15 protein-coding genes and 1 pseudogene are annotated in these 17,704 nt (G+C 73.0%); 3 read left to right on the forward strand and 13 right to left on the reverse strand.

Annotation, left to right across the window (positions count from 1 at the left end):
* Positions 1–197: 197 nt before the first annotated feature.
* From cobT to C4J65_RS04575, 7 genes are all read right to left on the reverse strand, one after another.
* Positions 198–3,884: a nicotinate-nucleotide--dimethylbenzimidazole phosphoribosyltransferase gene (cobT, locus tag C4J65_RS04545; RefSeq protein ID WP_115741210.1), complete on the reverse strand. Its 3,687-nt coding sequence runs from the start codon at positions 3,882–3,884 to the stop codon at positions 198–200.
* Positions 3,885–4,257: 373 nt separating this feature from the next.
* Positions 4,258–5,484: a precorrin-6y C5,15-methyltransferase (decarboxylating) subunit CbiE gene (cbiE, locus tag C4J65_RS04550; protein WP_115741211.1), complete on the reverse strand. Its 1,227-nt coding sequence runs from the start codon at positions 5,482–5,484 to the stop codon at positions 4,258–4,260.
* A 117-nt stretch (positions 5,485–5,601) separates the two neighbouring features.
* The gene (locus C4J65_RS04555) at positions 5,602–6,240 is read right to left on the reverse strand and encodes a GNAT family N-acetyltransferase (RefSeq protein WP_162833016.1); all 639 of its coding nucleotides are present in this window, start codon (positions 6,238–6,240) and stop codon (positions 5,602–5,604) included.
* A gap of 171 nt (positions 6,241–6,411) precedes the next feature.
* Positions 6,412–7,239, reverse strand: coding sequence for a MetQ/NlpA family ABC transporter substrate-binding protein (locus C4J65_RS04560; protein WP_115741213.1), 828 nt, complete (start codon positions 7,237–7,239; stop codon positions 6,412–6,414).
* 65 nt (positions 7,240–7,304) lie between these two features.
* A complete protein-coding gene (locus C4J65_RS04565; RefSeq protein ID WP_162833017.1) occupies positions 7,305–8,042 on the reverse strand; it encodes a methionine ABC transporter permease in 738 nt (245 codons plus the stop codon).
* Positions 8,039–9,103, reverse strand: a complete 1,065-nt coding sequence (locus C4J65_RS04570) for an ATP-binding cassette domain-containing protein (protein WP_162833018.1) — start codon at positions 9,101–9,103, stop codon at positions 8,039–8,041. Before C4J65_RS04570 ends, C4J65_RS04565 begins: the two co-directional genes overlap by 4 nt.
* Before the next feature lie 426 nt (positions 9,104–9,529).
* Positions 9,530–10,180: an HAD family hydrolase gene (locus tag C4J65_RS04575; protein WP_115741215.1), complete on the reverse strand. Its 651-nt coding sequence runs from the start codon at positions 10,178–10,180 to the stop codon at positions 9,530–9,532.
* A 60-nt stretch (positions 10,181–10,240) separates the two neighbouring features.
* On the opposite strand from C4J65_RS04575, the gene C4J65_RS04580 reads away from it, so the two are divergent.
* Entirely contained in the window at positions 10,241–10,600 is a 360-nt protein-coding gene (locus tag C4J65_RS04580; RefSeq protein WP_115741216.1) for a hypothetical protein, read from the forward strand.
* A gap of 1 nt (position 10,601) precedes the next feature.
* Positions 10,602–11,018, forward strand: a complete 417-nt coding sequence (locus tag C4J65_RS04585) for a hypothetical protein (protein ID WP_115741217.1) — start codon at positions 10,602–10,604, stop codon at positions 11,016–11,018.
* A gap of 50 nt (positions 11,019–11,068) precedes the next feature.
* Here C4J65_RS04585 and C4J65_RS04590 read toward each other — a convergent pair whose 3' ends face one another.
* The 3 genes from C4J65_RS04590 to C4J65_RS04600 form a co-directional block, all read right to left on the reverse strand.
* On the reverse strand, positions 11,069–11,566 hold the full coding sequence (locus C4J65_RS04590; protein ID WP_115741218.1) for a GNAT family N-acetyltransferase: 498 nt from the start codon (positions 11,564–11,566) through the stop codon (positions 11,069–11,071).
* Positions 11,567–11,623: 57 nt separating this feature from the next.
* A complete protein-coding gene (locus C4J65_RS04595; protein WP_011027851.1) occupies positions 11,624–12,124 on the reverse strand; it encodes a sigma-70 family RNA polymerase sigma factor in 501 nt (166 codons plus the stop codon).
* Positions 12,125–12,198: 74 nt separating this feature from the next.
* Entirely contained in the window at positions 12,199–13,377 is a 1,179-nt protein-coding gene (locus tag C4J65_RS04600; RefSeq protein WP_115741219.1) for a glycerophosphodiester phosphodiesterase, read from the reverse strand.
* Positions 13,378–13,679: 302 nt separating this feature from the next.
* Between C4J65_RS04600 and C4J65_RS04605 the strand changes: the two are divergent.
* A pseudogene (locus tag C4J65_RS04605) lies at positions 13,680–14,421 on the forward strand (lysophospholipid acyltransferase family protein).
* A gap of 92 nt (positions 14,422–14,513) precedes the next feature.
* Here the strand turns inward: C4J65_RS04605 and C4J65_RS04610 are convergent.
* The 3 genes from C4J65_RS04610 to C4J65_RS04620 all read right to left on the reverse strand — a co-directional run bounded on the left by C4J65_RS04610 (position 14,514) and on the right by C4J65_RS04620 (position 17,659).
* Positions 14,514–16,046 (reverse strand): MFS transporter, encoded by a 1,533-nt coding sequence (locus tag C4J65_RS04610; protein WP_115741220.1) that lies wholly within the window; start codon positions 16,044–16,046, stop codon positions 14,514–14,516.
* A complete protein-coding gene (locus C4J65_RS04615) occupies positions 16,043–16,594 on the reverse strand; it encodes a TetR/AcrR family transcriptional regulator (protein WP_240330373.1) in 552 nt (183 codons plus the stop codon). The genes C4J65_RS04610 and C4J65_RS04615 overlap by 4 nt, the downstream gene beginning before the upstream one ends.
* A gap of 93 nt (positions 16,595–16,687) precedes the next feature.
* A complete protein-coding gene (locus C4J65_RS04620) occupies positions 16,688–17,659 on the reverse strand; it encodes an aldo/keto reductase (RefSeq protein ID WP_115741222.1) in 972 nt (323 codons plus the stop codon).
* Positions 17,660–17,704: the final 45 nt, after the last annotated feature.

Raw genomic sequence — 17,704 nt, forward strand, 5'->3', positions numbered from 1 at the left:
CGGATTTTACGGCGCGGTGGCCGGTGGGGCCCAGGTGGTCCGGTGGTTGGACCCCCGGTCCGACGGTTGGACGGCCGCTCCGGTGACGAGACCCGGCTGCCGGGTGGGGCCGCGGGCACGGCAGCCCGGCGGGGGCCCGGCACCGTGGTCCCGGGCCCCGCGGCATGCGTGGTCCCGGGCCCCGCGGCGTGCGGCCGCTACTTCTCGGTGACGCCCGCCGAGTCGAAGGTCGCCACCTCGTGCATGGCCCGCGCGGTGCTCTGCACCATGGGGAGCGCGAGCAGCGCGCCGGTGCCCTCGCCGAGGCGGAGGTCGAGGTCGACCAGCGGACGAAGGCCCAGCTTGTTGAGCGCGGCGACGTGGCCGGGCTCGGCGCTGCGGTGACCGGCGATGCAGGCGGCGAGGACCTCGGGGGCGATCGCGCGGGCCACCAGGGCGGCGGCACCGGCGCTGACGCCGTCCAGGATCACCGGGGTGCGCAGGGACGCGCCGCCGAGCAGCAGACCGACCATGGCCGCGTGCTCGAAGCCGCCGATCGCCGCCAGCACGCCGATCGGGTCGGCCGGGTCCGGCTGGTGGAGTTCGAGGGCACGGCGGACGACCTCGGTCTTGCGGGCCAGGGTCTCGTCGTTGATGCCGGTGCCGCGGCCGGTGACCTCGGCCGGGTCGGCGCCGGTGAAGACCGAGATGAGCGCGGCGGACGCGGTGGTGTTCGCGATGCCCATCTCGCCGGTGAGCAGCGCCTTGTTGCCGGCCGCCACCAGGTCGCGGGCGGTCTCGATGCCGACCTCGATGGCCTGCTTGGCCTCCTCGCGGGTCATCGCCGCGCCGGTGGTCATGTCGGAGGTGCCCGCGCGGACCTTGCGGGGCAGCAGGCCCGGGGTGGCGGGCAGGTCGGTGGCGACACCGACGTCCACGACGCAGACCTCGGCGCCGACCTGGGTGGCGAAGGCGTTGCAGACCGCTCCGCCGCCCAGGAAGTTGGCCACCATCTGGGCGGTGACCTCCTGCGGCCAGGGGGTGACGCCCTGGGCGTGCACCCCGTGGTCGCCGGCGAAGACCGCGACGGCCGCGGGCTCCGGGATGGGCGGCGGGCACTGCCGGGACAGTCCGGACAGCTGGGCGGAGATGATCTCCAGCATGCCGAGCGCTCCGGCCGGCTTGGTCATGCGCTTCTGCCGCTCCCAGGCCTCGCCGAGCGCCTTGGCGTCCAGCGGGCGGATCTGCGCGACGGTCTCGGCGAGCAGGTCGTGCGGCGCCTCGCCGGGCAGGGCGCGACGGCCGTACGTCTCCTCGTGCACCACCCAGGACAGCGGGCGGCGCTTGGACCAGCCGGCCTGCATCAGTTCGGGCTCGTCCGGGAACTCGTCGACGTAGCCGACGCACAGGTAGGCGACGACGTCCAGGTGCTCGGGCAGGCCGAGGGCGCGGACCATCTCGCGCTCGTCGAAGAAGCTGACCCAGCCGACGCCGAGACCCTCGGCGCGGGCGGCGAGCCACAGGTTCTCGACGGCGAGCGCGGAGGAGTACGGCGCCATCTGCGGCTGCGTGTGCCGGCCGAGGGTGTGCCGGCCGCCGCGGGTCGGGTCGGCGGTGACGACGATGTTGACCGGGGTGTCGAGGATGGCCTCGATCTTCAGTTCCTTGAACTGCTTGGCCCGGCCCTTGGGCAGCGACTTGGCGTACGCGTCCCGCTGACGCGTCGCCAGTTCGTGCATGGCGCGACGGGTGTCGGCGGAGCGGATGACGACGAAGTCCCAGGGCTGCGAGTGGCCGACGGAGGGCGCGGTGTGGGCGGCCTCCAGGACCCGGAGCAGTACCTCGTGCGGGATGGGGTCGCTGCGGAAGCCGTTGCGGATGTCGCGCCGCTCGCGCATGACCTTGAGTACGGCCGCGCGCTCGGCGTCGTCGTAGCCGGGGGCCGCCGGGCCGGCGGGGTGCCGGGCGTCCGCGGCCGGGGTCCCGTCGTGCGGGGCCTCCTGCGGGACGGGAGCGTCCTGGGGGGCGGGCTCCGCGTCCGGCGCGGCGGGGGCGCCGGGGGCGTTCGCCGCCTCGGCGGTCGCTGTGGCCGTTGCGTCGGCTCCGGCCACGTGGTCGTCCTCGCCGGCGCCCCGGGTGGCCAGGTCGTCGACGCTCTGCACGAGTTCGGGGTCGGCCTCGCGCGGCGCCGGTACCGCGGCGACCGCCTGCTCGGCCACGGGGGCCGCGGCGACGGGCTCCGGTTCCGGGGCCGCTTCCGGCGGGACCAGGACGGCCTCGGGCGGGGTGGGCGCGAGGTGCGGGGTCGTGGGCACCTGCCCGCCGTCGACGGGCAGGAACTGGCCCACGGGCTGGGCGGGGTGCGGTTCCCGGGCGACCGGGGCCGGTACGGGCGCGGGCTCCTGGGCGCCGGAGGCGGACGCGTCCGCCGCTACGGGCTCCGCGGTGCCCTCGGCCACGGCCACGGCCACGGCCCGCTCCCGCTCCTGCTCCTGCTCCTGCTCCTGCTCCTGCTCCTGCTCCTGCCGCATGGTGGCGTCCATGAGGGACTGGGGGCCCTGGGCGGGCTGCGCCGCGGGAGCCTCGGGGGCCTGCGGCTCCGGATCGGATTCCGGGGAGGGCTGCGGGACGGCGAACTGCACGGGCTGGACGTCCGGCTGCGGGTGCGGCGCTTCGTCCGGGGCGGGCGGTGTCTCCGGCGGCGTCGGCTGCGCGGCCTCGACCTGGACCGGAGCGGGCTGCTCCGGCGCCGGAGACGGCTCGGGTTCGGCGACCCCGGGCACGGGCGCTTCGGGCGCGGGCGCCTCGGGTGCCGACGCCACGGGCTCCGCGACGGCCACGGGCGCGTCGGGTGCCTGGGCGTCGCCGCGTTCGGGCTCGGGTGCCTCGGAGGCCGGTGCTTCCTGCGGCGCGGGCGCCTCGGGGGCGTGGTCGGCCACCGGGGGTTCGTCGAGTCCCTGCGGTGCTTCCGCGGGTACCCCTCCGGGTACTTCCGCCGGTGCTTCTTCCGGAGCCGACTGCGCGGGGGCCTCCTGGGCCTCCGGAACCGCCAGCGCCTTTTCGGGCCCGGCGTCTTCCTCGACCGCCGCACGGACGGGCTCGGTCACGGGGATCGCGGGGACCGCCTCGGGAGTCGGTCCGGCTTCCTCCGTGGGACCGGTCGGCTGCCCCGCGCCGGTGTGCGCCGCCTCCGCCGCGGCGGCCTCCTGCGGTTCGTGGGGCTCGCCGGCGCCCGCGGGCGTCCCGCCGGTCGCCGCCACGGCCTCCGTGGCCACGCGGGTCACGAGCGCCTGGGCCGCTCCCACCGGCTCGGCCGCCTGCTCCTCCGGTACCGGAACAACCGTTTCCGCATGCCCCGCCCCGGCGTTCACCGGGACCTCCTGGGCCTGCGGCGCCGTCTGCGCTCCCCAGGGTGCCGCCGCCTGCGGGGTCGGCACGGCGGCCTGCGGTACGTCGAGGTACTCGGGACCCGCGGTGGGCGGGCCGGGGTGCCGTACCGGCGCGTCGGCGGGGCCGCGGTCGGCGAGGGAGCGGACCGGGCTGGCGGAGGTGTCGGGGATCGGCGGACCGAGGTGGAGGGGCCTGCGCGCCGGGACCGGGGTGGAGGCGGGGTCCTGCGCCGGGTCGGGCAGGCGGACACCACTGAGGTCGACCGAGCCGCTGTCACGGCCGGACATCTCGTGCGGTCCGGGCTGGTGCACGGTCTCGACGACCGGCTCCGGCGTCGGCGGCGCGACCTCGTTGCCCCAAGCACTCTGGGCTCCCGGCAGCAACAACAGGTCCTCGTCCTCGGCGGCGGCCTCGGAGAGGTAGGTGTACGCGCCGGGTGCGGGGACGCCCGGCTGCTCCACCATGCCTGCGTTCTCCGGCAGCCCCTCGCCCGGGATCTGGCCGGTGTCGGTCATGCGTAACCCCTCGCCCATCGGTTAGTGCTTCTACGACCAGCTCACCCGGGACGGCGCACCGACCGCCCGTAGTGAAGAACGAGCGGGCGTGCCCAGCGGCACGAACGACCCGCGGGAAAAGACGACAAAGCCATTGAGTGGCATTGTCGCGGTCGTCCCCCCGCCACGACAGCTTGATCCGCGACGGCCCGCTGTGGACTGCGCCACGTTGCGCGTCCTCCGGTTCTGCCGTACCACACCCGCCCCCTGAGGAGCGGGTTTTTACGGACATCGACTGACGAACCGTCGGGTGTCCGCATGCGGTACAACAATCCGCCAGCCTACCCCGCGCGGTATGAACAACGGATCACGGGGCGCGGTCCTCGTCGGGTCCTCAGCGGGGTGCTTCGCGCCGCACGATCTCTCCGCTGAGCAGGAACGCGACGCTCCGCTCCGTCTCCGTCCAGGCCCGGGTGTCGAGTCCGACGGACTGCAGCAGGGCGCAGTCGACGCGGTACCCGTGCTCCGTCAGGTCCCTGCCCACGAGTTCGGCCGCGTCGCGGGTCGCGGCGTGCGCGACGATGCGCTGCGGGCGTCGGTCGGCGACCGCGGAGACCACGGGCACTCCCCCGCCGCCGACCCGGACGACGTCCGGTTCGGGGAGGTCCTCCAGGATGTGGGGGGCGTTGCCGTGCACGGTCTGGAGCTGGACGCCGAAGTGCCGTGCGGTGGCCTCGGTGCGGGCGCAGGCGTCGGCGTCCCGGTCGACCGCGATGACGGCGGCCCCGGCGCGGGCCGCCTCGGTGGCGAAGGCGCCGCTGCCGCAGCCGATGTCCCACACGAGGTCGCCGAGGCGGGGCCCGAGGCGGGCGAGTTGGGCGGTGCGGAGCAGGTCGGTCTCGCCCTCGCCCAGTTCACCGCCGTACGCCGCGGCGGGCAGGGACCAGCCGCGCGGTCCGGTGGCGGGGTCGCGGCCGGTGATCCAGCCGGTGCCGTCGCCCGCGGTGGCCGGGCCGGCGCTGCCGCCGGCCACGATGACGACGTTCGGGTCGCGCCAGGTGTGGTCGGCGGCCTTGTCGGAGGTGACGACCGTGACGCGTTCGCGGGTGGTGCCGAGTTCCTCGCAGATGACGAAGGTGCGGTGGACGCCCTCCATCAGCAGACCGAGCTCGGCCGGTCCGGCCCCCGGTGAGGTGAGGACCGCGACCTTGGTGTGGGCGCGGCACACATTTACCGCGCGTCGCAGGGTGCGGGGATGGGCGACGACCACCTGGGCGTCGTCCCAGGGCATCCCGGCGCGGGCGAAGGCGGCGGCCACCGAGGAGACGGCGGGGACGACCTCCACCTCCAGGCCGAACTCGGGGGCTCGCAGGGTGCGTACGACGCCGAAGAAGCCGGGGTCGCCGTCGGCCAGCACGACCGTCGTGCCGCGGTGCGCGGCGAGGCGGCGGGCGGCGAGGGCGACGCTGCCGAGGCGGATGCGTTCGGCTGCGGGCGGTACCTCGGGAAGTGCCAGGTGGTGGGCGGCACCGGCCACCAGGGTGGCGGCGCCCAGTGCGGAGCGTGCCGCGGCGGTCAGCGGCGAACCGTCCCAGCCGATCACCGTGACCCGGTCGGCCATCGTCTTCAGTCTCCAGGGTTTTCGCAGGTCGTGGTCGTGGAAGCGTCGCGGGTGCGCCCCGTGAGGGTACCTGGTGCGGCCTGGTCCGGGGTGGTGGCGCGGGTCGCCCCTCGGGTATCAGTTCCAGTCGGTGAAGGTGGTGAAACCGTCGGGGTCGGTCAGTTGTCCGGTGGTGCCCTCGAGGTCCTCGGGCAGCAGGCTCCACACGATGAAGTCGGTGCGTACGTCCGTCCAGACGCCGTCGTCGGTGCGTACGCGCGCTATGCAGGCGCCGCGCAGCACACCCTCGCTGATGCAGCCGATCTTCTGGGCGACCTGCTGGGAGGCGGTGTTGTCGGCCGCGGTGCGCAGCTCGACGCGTTCGAACTTCTGGTCGCCGAAGAGCCACTGGGCGGTGGCGAGCGCCGCCTCGGACGCGTACCCCTCACCCCGGGCCCAGGGGGCGACTATGTAGGAGAGTTCGGTGGAGCGTACGTGCCAGTCGGTCCTGGCCAGCTGGATGACGCCGACCAGTCGCTGGGTGAGGAACTCGGTGACGGCGAGGTCGAGTCCCCGGCCCGCGGTGCGCTCGGCGGGGGCGTGGTCGCCGATCCAGGTGGCGGCGTTGTCCTCGGTGAAGGGCTGGGGGACGTGGGTCCAGGCGGCGACCTGCTCGTCGTTCATCATCGCGGCCAGTGCGGGGACGTCGTCCTCGTCGAGGGGGCGCAGCACCAACCGCTCCGTGCTGATGGAGATGTTGGGGAAGGTGCTCGTCATGCGCCGCTCCGTAACCTGTGTAACCGTCAGGGCCTGCTCGAACTGCCCAGCATGCAGCATGAAAGCACTCAACCACACCACCGGGTCCGCCCCGTGTGCACGGAGCGGACCCGGTGGGTGGCGCGGGGCTGGGCCCCGGAAGGCGAGCCGGAGGGAACCTCGGTCGCGGGTTCAGAAGGAGGGCAGGACCGCGCCGGCGTACTTGTCCTCGATGAACTTCTTCACCTCGGGCGAGTTGAGGAGCTTCGCGAGCTTCTGGACGCGCGGGTCGTCCTCATTGCCCTCCTTCACGGCGAGGAGGTTGCTGTTCGGGTTGCCCTTGGCGCTCTCCAGGACGAGGGCGTCATGGGTGGGCTTCAGGTCGGCCTCGATGGCGTAGTTGCCGTTGACGACCGCCGCGTCCACGTCGTCGAGGGAACGCGGCGTCTGGGCCGCCTCCAGCTCCTTGAACTCCAGCTTCTTCGGGTTCTCGGTGATGTCCGAGGGGGTCGCCGCGGTGCCGACGCCGTCCTTGAGGGTGATGATCCCGTTGGCGGCGAGCAGCTGCAGCGCGCGGCCCTCGTTGACGGTGTCGTTGGGGACGGCGACGGTCGCACCGCTCTTCAGGTCGTCGGCCTTCTTCACCTTGTGGGAGTAGAGGCCCAGCGGCTCCAGGTGCACGTCGACGACGGACACGATGTGGGTGCCGTTCTTCTTGTTGAACTCGTCGAGGTAGGGCTGGGTCTGGAAGTAGTTGGCCCCCACGGAGCCGTCCTCCGTCGCCGTGTTCGGCGTGACGTAGTCGGTGAACTCCTTGACCTCGAGGTCGAGACCCGCGTCCTTGGCCAGGTTGTCCTTGACGTAGTCGAGGATCTCGGCGTGCGGGGTGGGGCTCGCGGCGACGACCAGCGGTCCCGAGGTGTCGGTGGCGGAGTCCTTGTCGGAGCCGCACGCGGTCAGACCGAGGGTGAGGGCTCCGGCGGCGAGGACGGCGGTGGTGAACTTGGCGGTGTTACGCACGAAAAGTGCCTTTCCTGAGGTGGTGCGACCCCGCCCGGTACGGCGGGGAGTCTGTGGGGGCGCGGTCAGGCGACCTTGCCGACGTCGGCCGCGGCGGGCTCCTTGGCCCTGAGCAGCCGGAGCCTGGGGGCGGCTCCGCCGCGTCCGCCGCGGCGGTGCAGGGTGCGGGCCGCGTAGTCGCCGGCGAACTGGATGAGCGAGATCGCGACGGCGAGGAGCGCGACGGTGATCCACATGAAGTCGGGTTCGAAGCGCTGGTAGCCGTAGCGGACGGCGAGGTCGCCGAGGCCGCCGCCGCCGACGGTGCCGGCCATGGCGGAGTAGCCGATGAGGGCGATGACCGTGGTGGTGGTGCTGGCGATCAGGGAGGGGAGCGACTCGGGGACGAGCACCTTGCGGACGATGGTCCAGGTGTTGCCGCCCATGGACTGGACGGCTTCGACGAGCCCTCCGTCGACCTCGCGCACGGCGGTCTCCACGAGCCGCGCGAAGAACGGGATGCCGCCGATGGCGAGTGGCACGATCGCCGCCTCGCTGCCGATGGTGGTGCCGGTGACCCAGCGGGTGAAGCTCATCAGCGCGACCATGAGGATGATGAAGGGCATCGAGCGGCCGATGTTGACGATCTGCCCGATGACCTTGTTGAGCAGGACGTTCTGCAGAAGCCCGCCCCGGTCGGTGAGGACGAGGAGCACGCCGAGCGGCAGGCCGGCGACGACGGCGATCAAGGTGGACCAGCCGACCATGATCAGGGTCTCCCAGGAGGCCTGCTCCAGCAGCGGCTGCATCTCGGACCAGGTCACTTGGCACCTTCCTTCACCAGCGAAGCCGACGGGGCCGGCGTGTCCGGCGTGTCCGGCGTCTCGCTCACCACGTCGATCTGCAGGCCCTGTTCGCGCAGGAAGCCGACGGGCACGACGTTGTCCTCGTAGCGGCCGGGCAGTTCGATCCGCATCCGGCCGATCTGGAGACCGCCGACGGTGTCGATGGCGGCGCCCAAAATCGATATGTCGATGTTGTAGGTGCGGGAGAGCTGGGAGATGACGGGCTGGGTGGCGGCCTCGCCGTGGAAGGTCACGTCGAGGACGGTGCGGTCGTCACCGGAGGCGTCGCCGCCGACCGGGAAGAGCGCGGCGGCCAGCTCGGAGCCCGGGGTGGCGAGCAGTTCGCCGACCGTGCCGGACTCGACGACGCGGCCCCGGTCCATGAGGGCGGCCGAGTCGCAGATGCTCTTGACGACGTCCATCTCGTGCGTGATGAGCAGGACGGTCAGCCCGAGTTGCCGGTTCAGGTCACGCAGCAGCTGGAGGATGGAGCGGGTGGTCTCCGGGTCGAGGGCGCTGGTGGCCTCGTCGGAGAGCAGCACCTTGGGGTCGCCGGCCAGGGCGCGGGCGATGCCGACGCGCTGCTTCTGGCCGCCGGAGAGCTGGGCGGGGTAGGCCTTGGCCTTGTCGGCGAGACCGACGAGGTCGAGCAGCTCCAGCGCCTTGCGGGAACGTTCCTTCCCGGACTTGCCGAGGATCTCCAGCGGCAGTTCGACGTTGTCCTGCACGGTCCGCGAGGAGAGCAGGTTGAAGTGCTGGAAGACCATGCCGATGCGGCTGCGCGCCTGCCGCAGTTCCCGGCCCGCGCGGGGGCCGCGGCCGGCCAGGGCGGTGAGGTCCTGTCCCGCGACGGTGACCGTGCCGGCGGTGGGCCGCTCCAGGAGGTTGACGCAGCGGATGAGCGAGGACTTGCCGGCGCCGGACTGGCCGATGACGCCGTACACCTCGCCCTCGCGGACGTGCAGGTCGACGCCGTCCAGGGCGGTGACCTCACGGCCGCGTGAACGATAGACCTTGGTGAGGCCCGATGTGGTGATCACGTGGGTTTCCGTCACTGTCGAGTGCGCGGCGCGGTGGTGTGCGCCGGGCACGGGGCGTTGTTCTTCGGGTTCTCGGGGCCCTTCGGAACGCGGCACGGTTCTCGCGGTGGCGGTGCGCCATGGCGGTGGGACCGGGGAGAAACGTGTGCGCGGGGCGTGGCTCAGCCGCGTGCGCGTCGGGCGCGGTCGGGCATGAGGCGGCGCTCGCTTCGGGGCGCGAGGCTCAGGTGGTGCGGGGGCCCTCTAGAAGGCGCACATTCGGCGGCACATACAACGAGCACCGGGCGTCGTCGTCGCCTCGGTCGCAGGGGTGCGGTCGCTCGTGGTGCTCATGCCGATCAGTAAAGCAGACGTATACCCGTGCCCGGAGACCGCTGTCCGGATACTGGACAGCGGTGGACGGCGGGCGGTCGCGTGGGAGGTGGATCAGCCCCGGACGGTGATCTCGACTCCGCCCTCGGTGACCAGTGCGGACAAGGCCGAGAGGTCGGTGACGACGAGGTCGGCGTCGAGTTCGTCGGCCCGGTGGGTTGTGGCCAACGCCACGGTCCGCATGCCGGCGGCCCGGCCGGCCTGGAGCCCGGCGGGGGCGTCCTCGAAGACGACGCAGTCGGCCGGGTCGACGCCCAGGGCGCGGGCGCCGAGCAGGTAGGGCTCGGGGTCGGGCTTGCCGCGGGTGATGTCGTCGGCGGCGATCAGAGTCTTGGGGAGGATGCCGACGGCGTCGAGGCGGGCCTCGGCGAGGCGCCGGGTGGCGGAGGTGACGACGGCCCACCGGTCGGCCGGGAGCGCGTCGAGGAAGTCGCGGGTGCCGGGCAGCAGGTGCACGCCCCCGCCCGGCACGTCCTCGACCTCCAGCTGTTCGATCCGCGCGACGGCCTCGGCGACCCTCGCGGTGGGCAGCAGGTCGGCGGCTATCTCGGCGGCCGGCCGCCCGTGCAGTTCCACCCGCCGGAACTGCTCGGCGGTGATCCCGTACTCGACGGCCCAGCGCGTCCAGCAGCGGCGCACGGATTCGAGGGAGGAGACGAGGGTGCCGTCGTTGTCGAACAGGAGGGCCTGTGCGTGGAGCTTCATGCCCCCGACCCTACGGGGCCGGGGACGGCGGGCCTTTTGGGCCGTAATAGGCTCGCTGCCATGCTTGACGTCCTGACGCTGGTGACCGGCGTCGCCGCACTGCTGCTGGCCGCCTGGTGCGGCTGGGCCGCCTACCGTGACCAGCCGACGAAGGACTGGCACTTCATCGGCATGGCCGCGGTCTCGGCGCTGGCGCTGATCCAGCTGGTGGTCGGCGTCGTGCAGCTGGCGCGGGGCGAGGAACCCGAGCAGGGCACGACGATCTTCGTGGCGTATCTGCTGGGCGCCTTCGCCTGTGTGCCGGCGGCGGGGTTCATGTCGCTGGCCGAGCGCACCCGCTGGGGTTCGGTGACGGTCGCGGCCGGCGGTGTCGTCCTCGCCGTCCTCGAGGTGCGGCTGTTCGACATCTGGGGAGGCTGACGTGGTGGCCACGGAGGAGAAGCGGGCCGGGCAGCGGCTGATCGGCGGGCCCGGCATCCTGCTGGTGTGGCTGTACGGCGTGATGGTCGTCGGCGCGGTGTCGCGGTCCGCGTACCAGATCGCGACCGAGTTCGACCGGGCCCCGCTCGCCTACGCGCTGTCGGCCCTCGCGGGCGTCGTCTACGGGTTCATCACGTACACCCTGGTGCGCGGCGGCGAGACCGCCCGCAAAGCCGCGCAGGTGTGCTGCGCCGCCGAGTTGGCGGGCGTGCTGACCGTCGGCACCTGGACACTGGTGGAGCCGTCCGCCTTCGCCGACGCGACCGTGTGGTCGGACTACGGGATGGGGTACCTCTTCATCCCCGTGCTGCTGCCGCTGTCGGCGCTGTACTGGCTGCGCCGGGCCCGCACCGCGTAGCGGTCGTCGGGCCCGGCGGTCGTCGGGCGGTCGTCCTCGGGCCGTGCTCCTCAGGCCGTGGTCGCGTACGTCCCGGCCGGCTTCTCCAGGACGATCATGGGTACGCCGTCGGCACCCTCGGCGGTCCCGACCGTCTCGTAGCCGACCCGGCGGTAGAGCCGCAGGTTGCTCTCGCTGCGGTGCCCGGTGTACAGCCGGAACCGCTTGGCGCCGCGCTCCTCGACCAGGGTGGACTCGGCGGCCCGCAGCAGCCGGGCCCCGATGCCGTGCCCCTGGAGGCGGGGGTGGACGCAGAGTTTGCCGATGGACGCGGCCCCGCCCTCGGTCACCCGCCCGCGCACCGAGCCGACGACCTCGTCGCCGAGCCGCGCCACGAAGACGCAGTCGGCGGCGACCTCCTCGCGCACGGAGTCCAGGGTCTGGACGAGCGGGTCGATGCGGTAGTTGGCGTACAGCGCCGCCTCGCTCTGGAAGCAGAGGTACTGCAGCCGGAAGATCTGCTCGGCATCCTGTTCGGTCGCCGCCGAGATGGTCACGCTCATGCCCATGTGCGCATGCCTCCCGCTCACCTGATCACCTATGGTCCCCCACTCCTATCCCCGTCCTCAGCCGGCCGCAACCTCCGGCGTCAGCAATCGACGCAGACATCCCAGACATCGGGAGCGTTCCGGACCAAGACTGCCCTGTGAGATACCCAACTCCCCCGCGATCTCCCGGTATGTGAGGTCCCTGGGTGACAACAGGGCCTCCATCAGCCGGGGGCAGCGCCCGGGCAGCCGGCGCACGGCCTCGCGCAGGGCGCGGTGCCGGGCCGCGGTGAGCGCGAGCCGCTCCGGTTCGTACGCGTACGCGGCGACACCGGCGGGTTCGGTCCCGTACGGCCGCTCGTGACGGGCCCTGCGGCGGGTGCGGCGGGCCTCGGTGCGCACGGCGCTGCGCAGCCAGCGGTGCGGGTCGGGGGGCGGGCCGTCGGCCTCCAGGCGTTCCAGCAGGCGCAGCCAGACGGCCTGTTCCAGGTCGCCCGGCTCGGCGCCGGACGCATATGCCTCGGCCGAGGCCTCGGCGGTGAGCAGGGGGCGCAGGGAGGTGACCAGGTCGTGCGTCATATGCAGGTCGACGCGGCCGCCCGGGCGGCGGGTTGCCCGGGCGGCCGAAGGTCACCCCAACCGGGGGCGGTCGCTCAGCCGTTGACGAAGTCCTCGCGGGCCAGCACACCCGTGTCCGGATTGTCGGTGAAGACGCCGTCGATGCCGGTGGCGAAGTACGTCCGGAAGGCGCCGAAGACGTCGCCGTAGGCGTCGGGGTCACCGCCCTCGCGGAACTCCGCGGGCAGGAAGGGGTTCTCGTTGCGCATCGTGTAGGGGTGCAGGATCAGGCCCGCGCGGTGCGCGTCGCGGACGAGCGTCGTCGGCTCGGTGAGGCGGCCGGCGGAGTCCTTCGGGATGATCAGGTCCAGCGTCGGGCCGATGCCCTGGGCGTAGGAGGCGATCTCCTTCAGGCCCTTGGGGGTGACGAGGTCGGCGGTGGTGCGCGGGTCTCCGGTCTCGACGAAGTCCCAGGGGCGGCTGTTCGCGCCGGACAGGAGGACGGCGAGGGGGTTGCGGACGAGCTTGTTCATCCGCTGGATGCTGGTGGGCTCGAAGGACTGGATGATGACGGGCGAGTTCTTCCGGTCCTTGCCGTACTTGTGCAGCAGCCGTGCCAGGCGTTCCTCCGTGCCGAGGCCCAGCTTGCGGAAGTAGGTGGGGTGCTTGAGTTCGGGGTAGATCCAGACCTGCTTGCCGCGCCTGCGGGTCTGCTCGTTCTGCCAGCGCAGCACCTCCTCGAAGGTGGGGATCTCCCAGCGGCCGTCGTAGAGGGTGTTGTGCGGGCGGTTGGCCGGGATGCGTTCGGTGGCGCGGAGGGTCTTGAGTTCGGCGAGCGTGAAGTCCTCGGTGAACCAGCCGGTGGTGGAGACCCCGTCGAGCAGTTTGGTGCGCTTGCGGTCGGCGAACTCCGGGTGGTCGGCGACGTCCGTGGTGCCGCCGATCTCCGGTTCGTGCCGGCAGACGAGGTGGCCGTCCTTCGTGGGGACCAGGTCGCCGGCCTCGACGATGTCGGCGCCGAGGTCGAGGGCCAGCTCGTAGGAGCCGAAGGTGTGCTCGGGGCGGTAGCCGCTGGCGCCGCGGTGGCCGATGACGGTCGGGACGGGCAGGCTCCCCACCCCGCCGCCGTGTCCGCCGCCGTGCCGGGTGCCCGCGGCTCTCGCCGCGCCGGGCGCGCCCAGTACGGCCCCGCCCGCGCCGAGCACCGCCGCGCCGAGGAGCGCCCGCCGTCCGGTGCCGCCGCCCGCCCGCTCGTCCGACTCCTGCGTTCCCATGGGGCCCTCCTGCCGTTGACCGTCCCGTGCGGGCCGATCGTAGGGGCGCGTACATGACGAGCGGGAGACCGCGGGCCGAACACGCGGGTGCCGCGGGATGTCGTGTGGGGCGGACGGCTGACGTGGCGTCGGCTTGGCGGCGGCACCTCGGGGTAGGCGAAGGACGTGGGCCCGGTGGCGTCGCCCGGGCGGCGCGCCTCACGCGGCCCGCGTGCCGTGTGTGCTTCGATCCGGGCCGTGTCGGTGAACACGCCTCGATACGCGTCAATGCCGCGCCAGACCCGGGTGACCCGAGGTGCGTGATCCCCCGGGCCGCGAGTAATGTCCTCACCTGCACAGACTCATACCGCATCCCCGACACCGGAGGACCCGTTGTCCCGCTTCGTGTTCATCAAGGCAGTGCTCGGTCCGATCATGCGCCTGATGTTCCGCACACGGGTGGAGGGTGTGGAGAACATCCCGGGCGACGGTCCGGTGATCCTGGCCGGCAACCACCTCACCTTCATCGATTCGGTGATCATGCCCCTGACCTGCGACCGGCAGGTCTTCTTCATCGGCAAGGACGAGTACGTCACCGGCAAGGGCCTCAAGGGCCGGCTGATGGCGTGGTTCTTCACCGGGGTCGGCATGGTCCCGGTCGACCGGGACGGCGGCCGGGGCGGGGTGGCGGCGCTGATGACCGGTCGCCGCATCCTGGAGGAGGGCCACGTCTTCGGCATCTACCCGGAGGGCACCCGCTCCCCCGACGGCCGCCTCTACCGCGGCCGCACCGGTATCGCCCGGCTCACCCTGATGACGGGCGCCCCGGTCGTCCCGTTCGCCGTCATCGGCACCGACAAGCTCCAGCCGGGCGGCGCCGGTCTGCCGCGGCCGGGCAAGGTCACGGTCCGCTTCGGCGAGGCGATGGAGTTCTCCCGCTACGAGGGCATGGACCGCGACCGCTACGTCCTGCGGGCGGTGACCGACTCGGTGATGACGGAGGTCATGCGGCTGTCGGGCCAGGAGTACGTGGACATGTACGCGAGCAAGGCGAAGGCGGCGTAGTTCCGCACACGGCAGGCGACACGGCGGGCCGCTCGGTGAGCGGCCCGCCGTGTCGCCTTCGCGCGCCTGCGGCCATTGGGTACGCCGTACGGCTAGAAGTGCTCCGCTCCGTCCTCCAGGCGCAGGCCCCGCAGCAGGTACCAGGACGCCGCGGCGGCGGCCAGGAGTACGGTGGCGCCGACGCCCGCCGCGAGGGTCAGGCCGTCGACGAAGGCCTGCCGGGCGGAGTCGAGGAGCGCCTCCCCGGCGGGGCCGGGGAGTCCGGCGGCGGCCTCCACCGCGCCGCCCAGTGACTCGTGGGCGGCGGCCGGGGTGCCCGCGGGCCCGGTGAAGTCCCGGTACACACCGGTCACGATGGAGCCGAGCACCGCGATGCCCAGCGCGGCGCCGAGTTCGTACGCCGTCTCGGAGACCGCGGAGGCGGCACCCGCCTGCTCCCCGGGCACGCTGGAGAGGATCACGTCGGCGGTGACGGTGAAGGCGAAGCCCGCGCCGAGGCCGACGACCAGCAGGGCCGCGCCGAGCAGCGGATAGCCGGTGTGCTGTCCGACGACGGTGAGCGCGGCGAGCGCGAGACCGACGGCGGCGAGTCCGCCGGAGACGACGGCACGGACCGAGAAGCGCCGGGCCGCCCGGCCCGCGATCAGACCGGCCACCACCGCGCCGACGGCGGCGGGCAGTTCGGCCAGGCCCGCCTCGAAGGGCCGCCTGCCCTGGACGAGTTGCAGGTACTGGGAGAGGAAGAACACCAGTCCCGACAGGCCCAGGATGGTCAGCAGGTCGGCCAGGACCGCCCCGCTGAAGCCGCGGTTGCGGAACAGCCGCATGTCGAGCAGCGGGACCGGCATCGTCAGCTGGCGGCGGACGAAGCCGTGGAGCGCGGCGGCGCCCAGCAGGCCCGCGCCGAGCGTGGCCCAGGCGAACCCGTGGGCGGCGGTCTCCTTGACGGCGTACACGACACCGACCATGCCGACCAGGGACAGGGCGACGCTGGCCAGGTCCCAGGGGCCCGGGTTCGGGTTGCGGGACTCGGGCAGCAGTTTCACACCGACGACGACCAGGACGGCCATCACGGGCAGGTTGATCAGGAAGACGGAGCCCCACCAGAAGTGCTCCAGCAGGAACCCGCCGACGACAGGGCCGACCGCCGCACCGGCGGAGGCGGCCGCGCCCCAGATGCCGACGGCGAGGCTGCGTTCGCGCGGGTCGTGGAAGAGGTTGCGGATCAGGGCGAGGGTGGCGGGCATCAGGGTGGCGCCCGCGACGCCGAGCAGGGCCCGGGCGAGGATCATGACCTCGGGGGTGTGCGCGTAGGCGTTGAGGACGGATATCGCGCCGAACGCGGTGGCGCCGACGAGCAGGATCCGCTTGCGTCCGATGCGGTCGCCGAGGCTGCCCATGGAGACGAGCAGGCCGGCGATGACGAAGGAGTAGACGTCGCCGATCCAGAGCAGCTGGGTGCCGGAGGGCGCGAGGTCCTCGCTGATGTAGGGGGTCGCGAGACCGAGGACGGTCGCGTCGACGGCCACCAGCAGCACGGCCAGTACCAGGACGGACAGCGCCAGCCAGCGGCCGGGGCGCTTCACCGCCCCGGCCGGGTGGGCCGGCTGCAGGGTGCGGGTCATGGTTCCTCTCTCCGGAGTGCGCCGCCGAGCAGCAGCTCGACGATCATGTGGGTGAAGTCGTTGCGGGCCACGCGGCCCTCGGCCACCGCCCAGGCGCCCGAGGCCAGCAGGCCGTACAGCGCTTCGGTGAGCCAGGCGGGCGTGAGGTCGATGCGGAACTCGCCACTCTCCTGGCCCCTGCGGAACAGCTCGGTGAGCCCGGCGTCGATGCGGGCCCAGCCCTCGTTCTGCTCCTCGCCCTCGAACAGCTGGTTCTCGGTGTAGAGGAAGGCGAGCAGACCGGCGGAGCGTTCCATCTCGCGGACCAGCCGGCGCACCGCGTCGGCCGCCGGGCCCTCGTCGGTACGGGCCGCCGCGAGGGCGGCCTCGCACTCGGCGATGCCGAGCGACTCCAGCGCGCGGACGAGGGCGTCGCGCCCGGCGAAGTGCCGGTGCAGCGTGGCCCGGCTGAGGCCGGCGGCCCTGGCGACCTCGTCCATGGTCGCGGTGGATTTCCTGGTCAGCAGGGCCGCGGCGCTGCGCAGTACCTGTTCACGATCGACGGCCATGAGGCAACGATAACCCACATGAGACATTCGTGTCTCATCTTGGGCATGCGTGACTCACCTCTCGGACGGTCACGGAATCTGCGGGCCGGTGTCTCAGTGCCAGGGCAGCCGGCCGCGGCGCTCCCAGTAGGCGTGCGTGTCCTCGGTGAGGGCGCCGAGGCGGGCCACCTGGTCGTCGTCGAGGTCGACCGCGGCGGCGTGCAGGTTGGAGCCGAGCTGGTTGACCGTCGCCGCGCCGGACAGCACGACACCGGCCCAGGGCTGCCGCAGGACCAGGGCGAGGGCGACCGCGTCGCAGCCCAGGGCCGTCTCCTCGGCGACCGCCTTGAGGACGTCGGGGGCATGCGGCTCCGCGAGGCGGCCGTTGGCCATGCCCTCCTTGACGATCACGGTGAGCCCGGCCTCGTGCGCCTCGGCCAGCGCGGGTCCGGCGGAGGTCTCCAGCGCGTTGTACGTCGACTGGACGGTGCGGAAGAGGGGCTCGCCGTCGACGGTCACGGCGAGCGCGGCGCGGATGGCGTCGGCCTGGGCGGGGCCGCTGGTGGAGAAGCCGACGGTGCTGCCCTGCGCGGCGGCCTCGGCCAGCCTGGCGTGCAGTTCCTTGTCGGTGAGGGCCGGGCTGTCCGGGGTGAGCGAGTGGATCTGGTACAGGTCGAGCCGGTCGCCGAGCAGGGCGTCGGTCTCGGCGCGCTGACGGTCGTAGGTGGCGACGCCGTGGTCCTTGACCTCGTGCTTCTCGGCCTCGGTGGACCAGTCGGCCGTGTAGGTGTAGCCCCACTTGCTGCCGACCACCACGTCGTCGACGTCGGGGCGGTCCCGGAGCCAGCCGGCCAGGAACTCCTCCGAACGGCCGTAGGAGCGGGCCGCGTCGAAGTAGCGGACGCCCTGCGCGTAGGCGGCGTCCAGGAGGTCGTGGGTGCGTTCGCGCAACGCCTCGACGGTGCGGTCGGCCGGCAGGTCCCGGTCGCGGCCGAGGTTGATGTAGCCGGGGCGGCCGACGGCGGCGAGTCCCAGACCGATGTGACAGGTGGGGGTGGTCGCCGCGGCCAGGCGGGCGAAGGGCATCGCGGGCTCCGTTCGGTCGACTGCTGAAGCTGCTGAGCTGCTGAG

The organism is Streptomyces sp. CB09001 (genome assembly GCF_003369795.1).
GTDB lineage: Bacteria > Actinomycetota > Actinomycetes > Streptomycetales > Streptomycetaceae > Streptomyces.

What these genes read in the sequence shown, in the direction of transcription:
- cobT (WP_115741210.1), bottom strand. Translation starts at nt 3,884, where the DNA reads ATGACCGACACCGGCCAGATCCCGGGCGAGGGGCTGCCGGAGAACGCA.
- cbiE (WP_115741211.1), bottom strand. Translation starts at nt 5,484, where the DNA reads ATGGCCGACCGGGTCACGGTGATCGGCTGGGACGGTTCGCCGCTGACC.
- C4J65_RS04555 (WP_162833016.1), bottom strand. Translation starts at nt 6,240, where the DNA reads ATGACGAGCACCTTCCCCAACATCTCCATCAGCACGGAGCGGTTGGTG.
- C4J65_RS04575 (WP_115741215.1), bottom strand. Translation starts at nt 10,180, where the DNA reads ATGAAGCTCCACGCACAGGCCCTCCTGTTCGACAACGACGGCACCCTC.
- C4J65_RS04580 (WP_115741216.1), top strand. Translation starts at nt 10,241, where the DNA reads ATGCTTGACGTCCTGACGCTGGTGACCGGCGTCGCCGCACTGCTGCTG.
- C4J65_RS04590 (WP_115741218.1), bottom strand. Translation starts at nt 11,566, where the DNA reads ATGGGCATGAGCGTGACCATCTCGGCGGCGACCGAACAGGATGCCGAG.
- C4J65_RS04595 (WP_011027851.1), bottom strand. Translation starts at nt 12,124, where the DNA reads ATGACGCACGACCTGGTCACCTCCCTGCGCCCCCTGCTCACCGCCGAG.
- C4J65_RS04600 (WP_115741219.1), bottom strand. Translation starts at nt 13,377, where the DNA reads ATGGGAACGCAGGAGTCGGACGAGCGGGCGGGCGGCGGCACCGGACGG.
- C4J65_RS04610 (WP_115741220.1), bottom strand. Translation starts at nt 16,046, where the DNA reads ATGACCCGCACCCTGCAGCCGGCCCACCCGGCCGGGGCGGTGAAGCGC.
- C4J65_RS04615 (WP_240330373.1), bottom strand. Translation starts at nt 16,594, where the DNA reads ATGGCCGTCGATCGTGAACAGGTACTGCGCAGCGCCGCGGCCCTGCTG.
- C4J65_RS04620 (WP_115741222.1), bottom strand. Translation starts at nt 17,659, where the DNA reads ATGCCCTTCGCCCGCCTGGCCGCGGCGACCACCCCCACCTGTCACATC.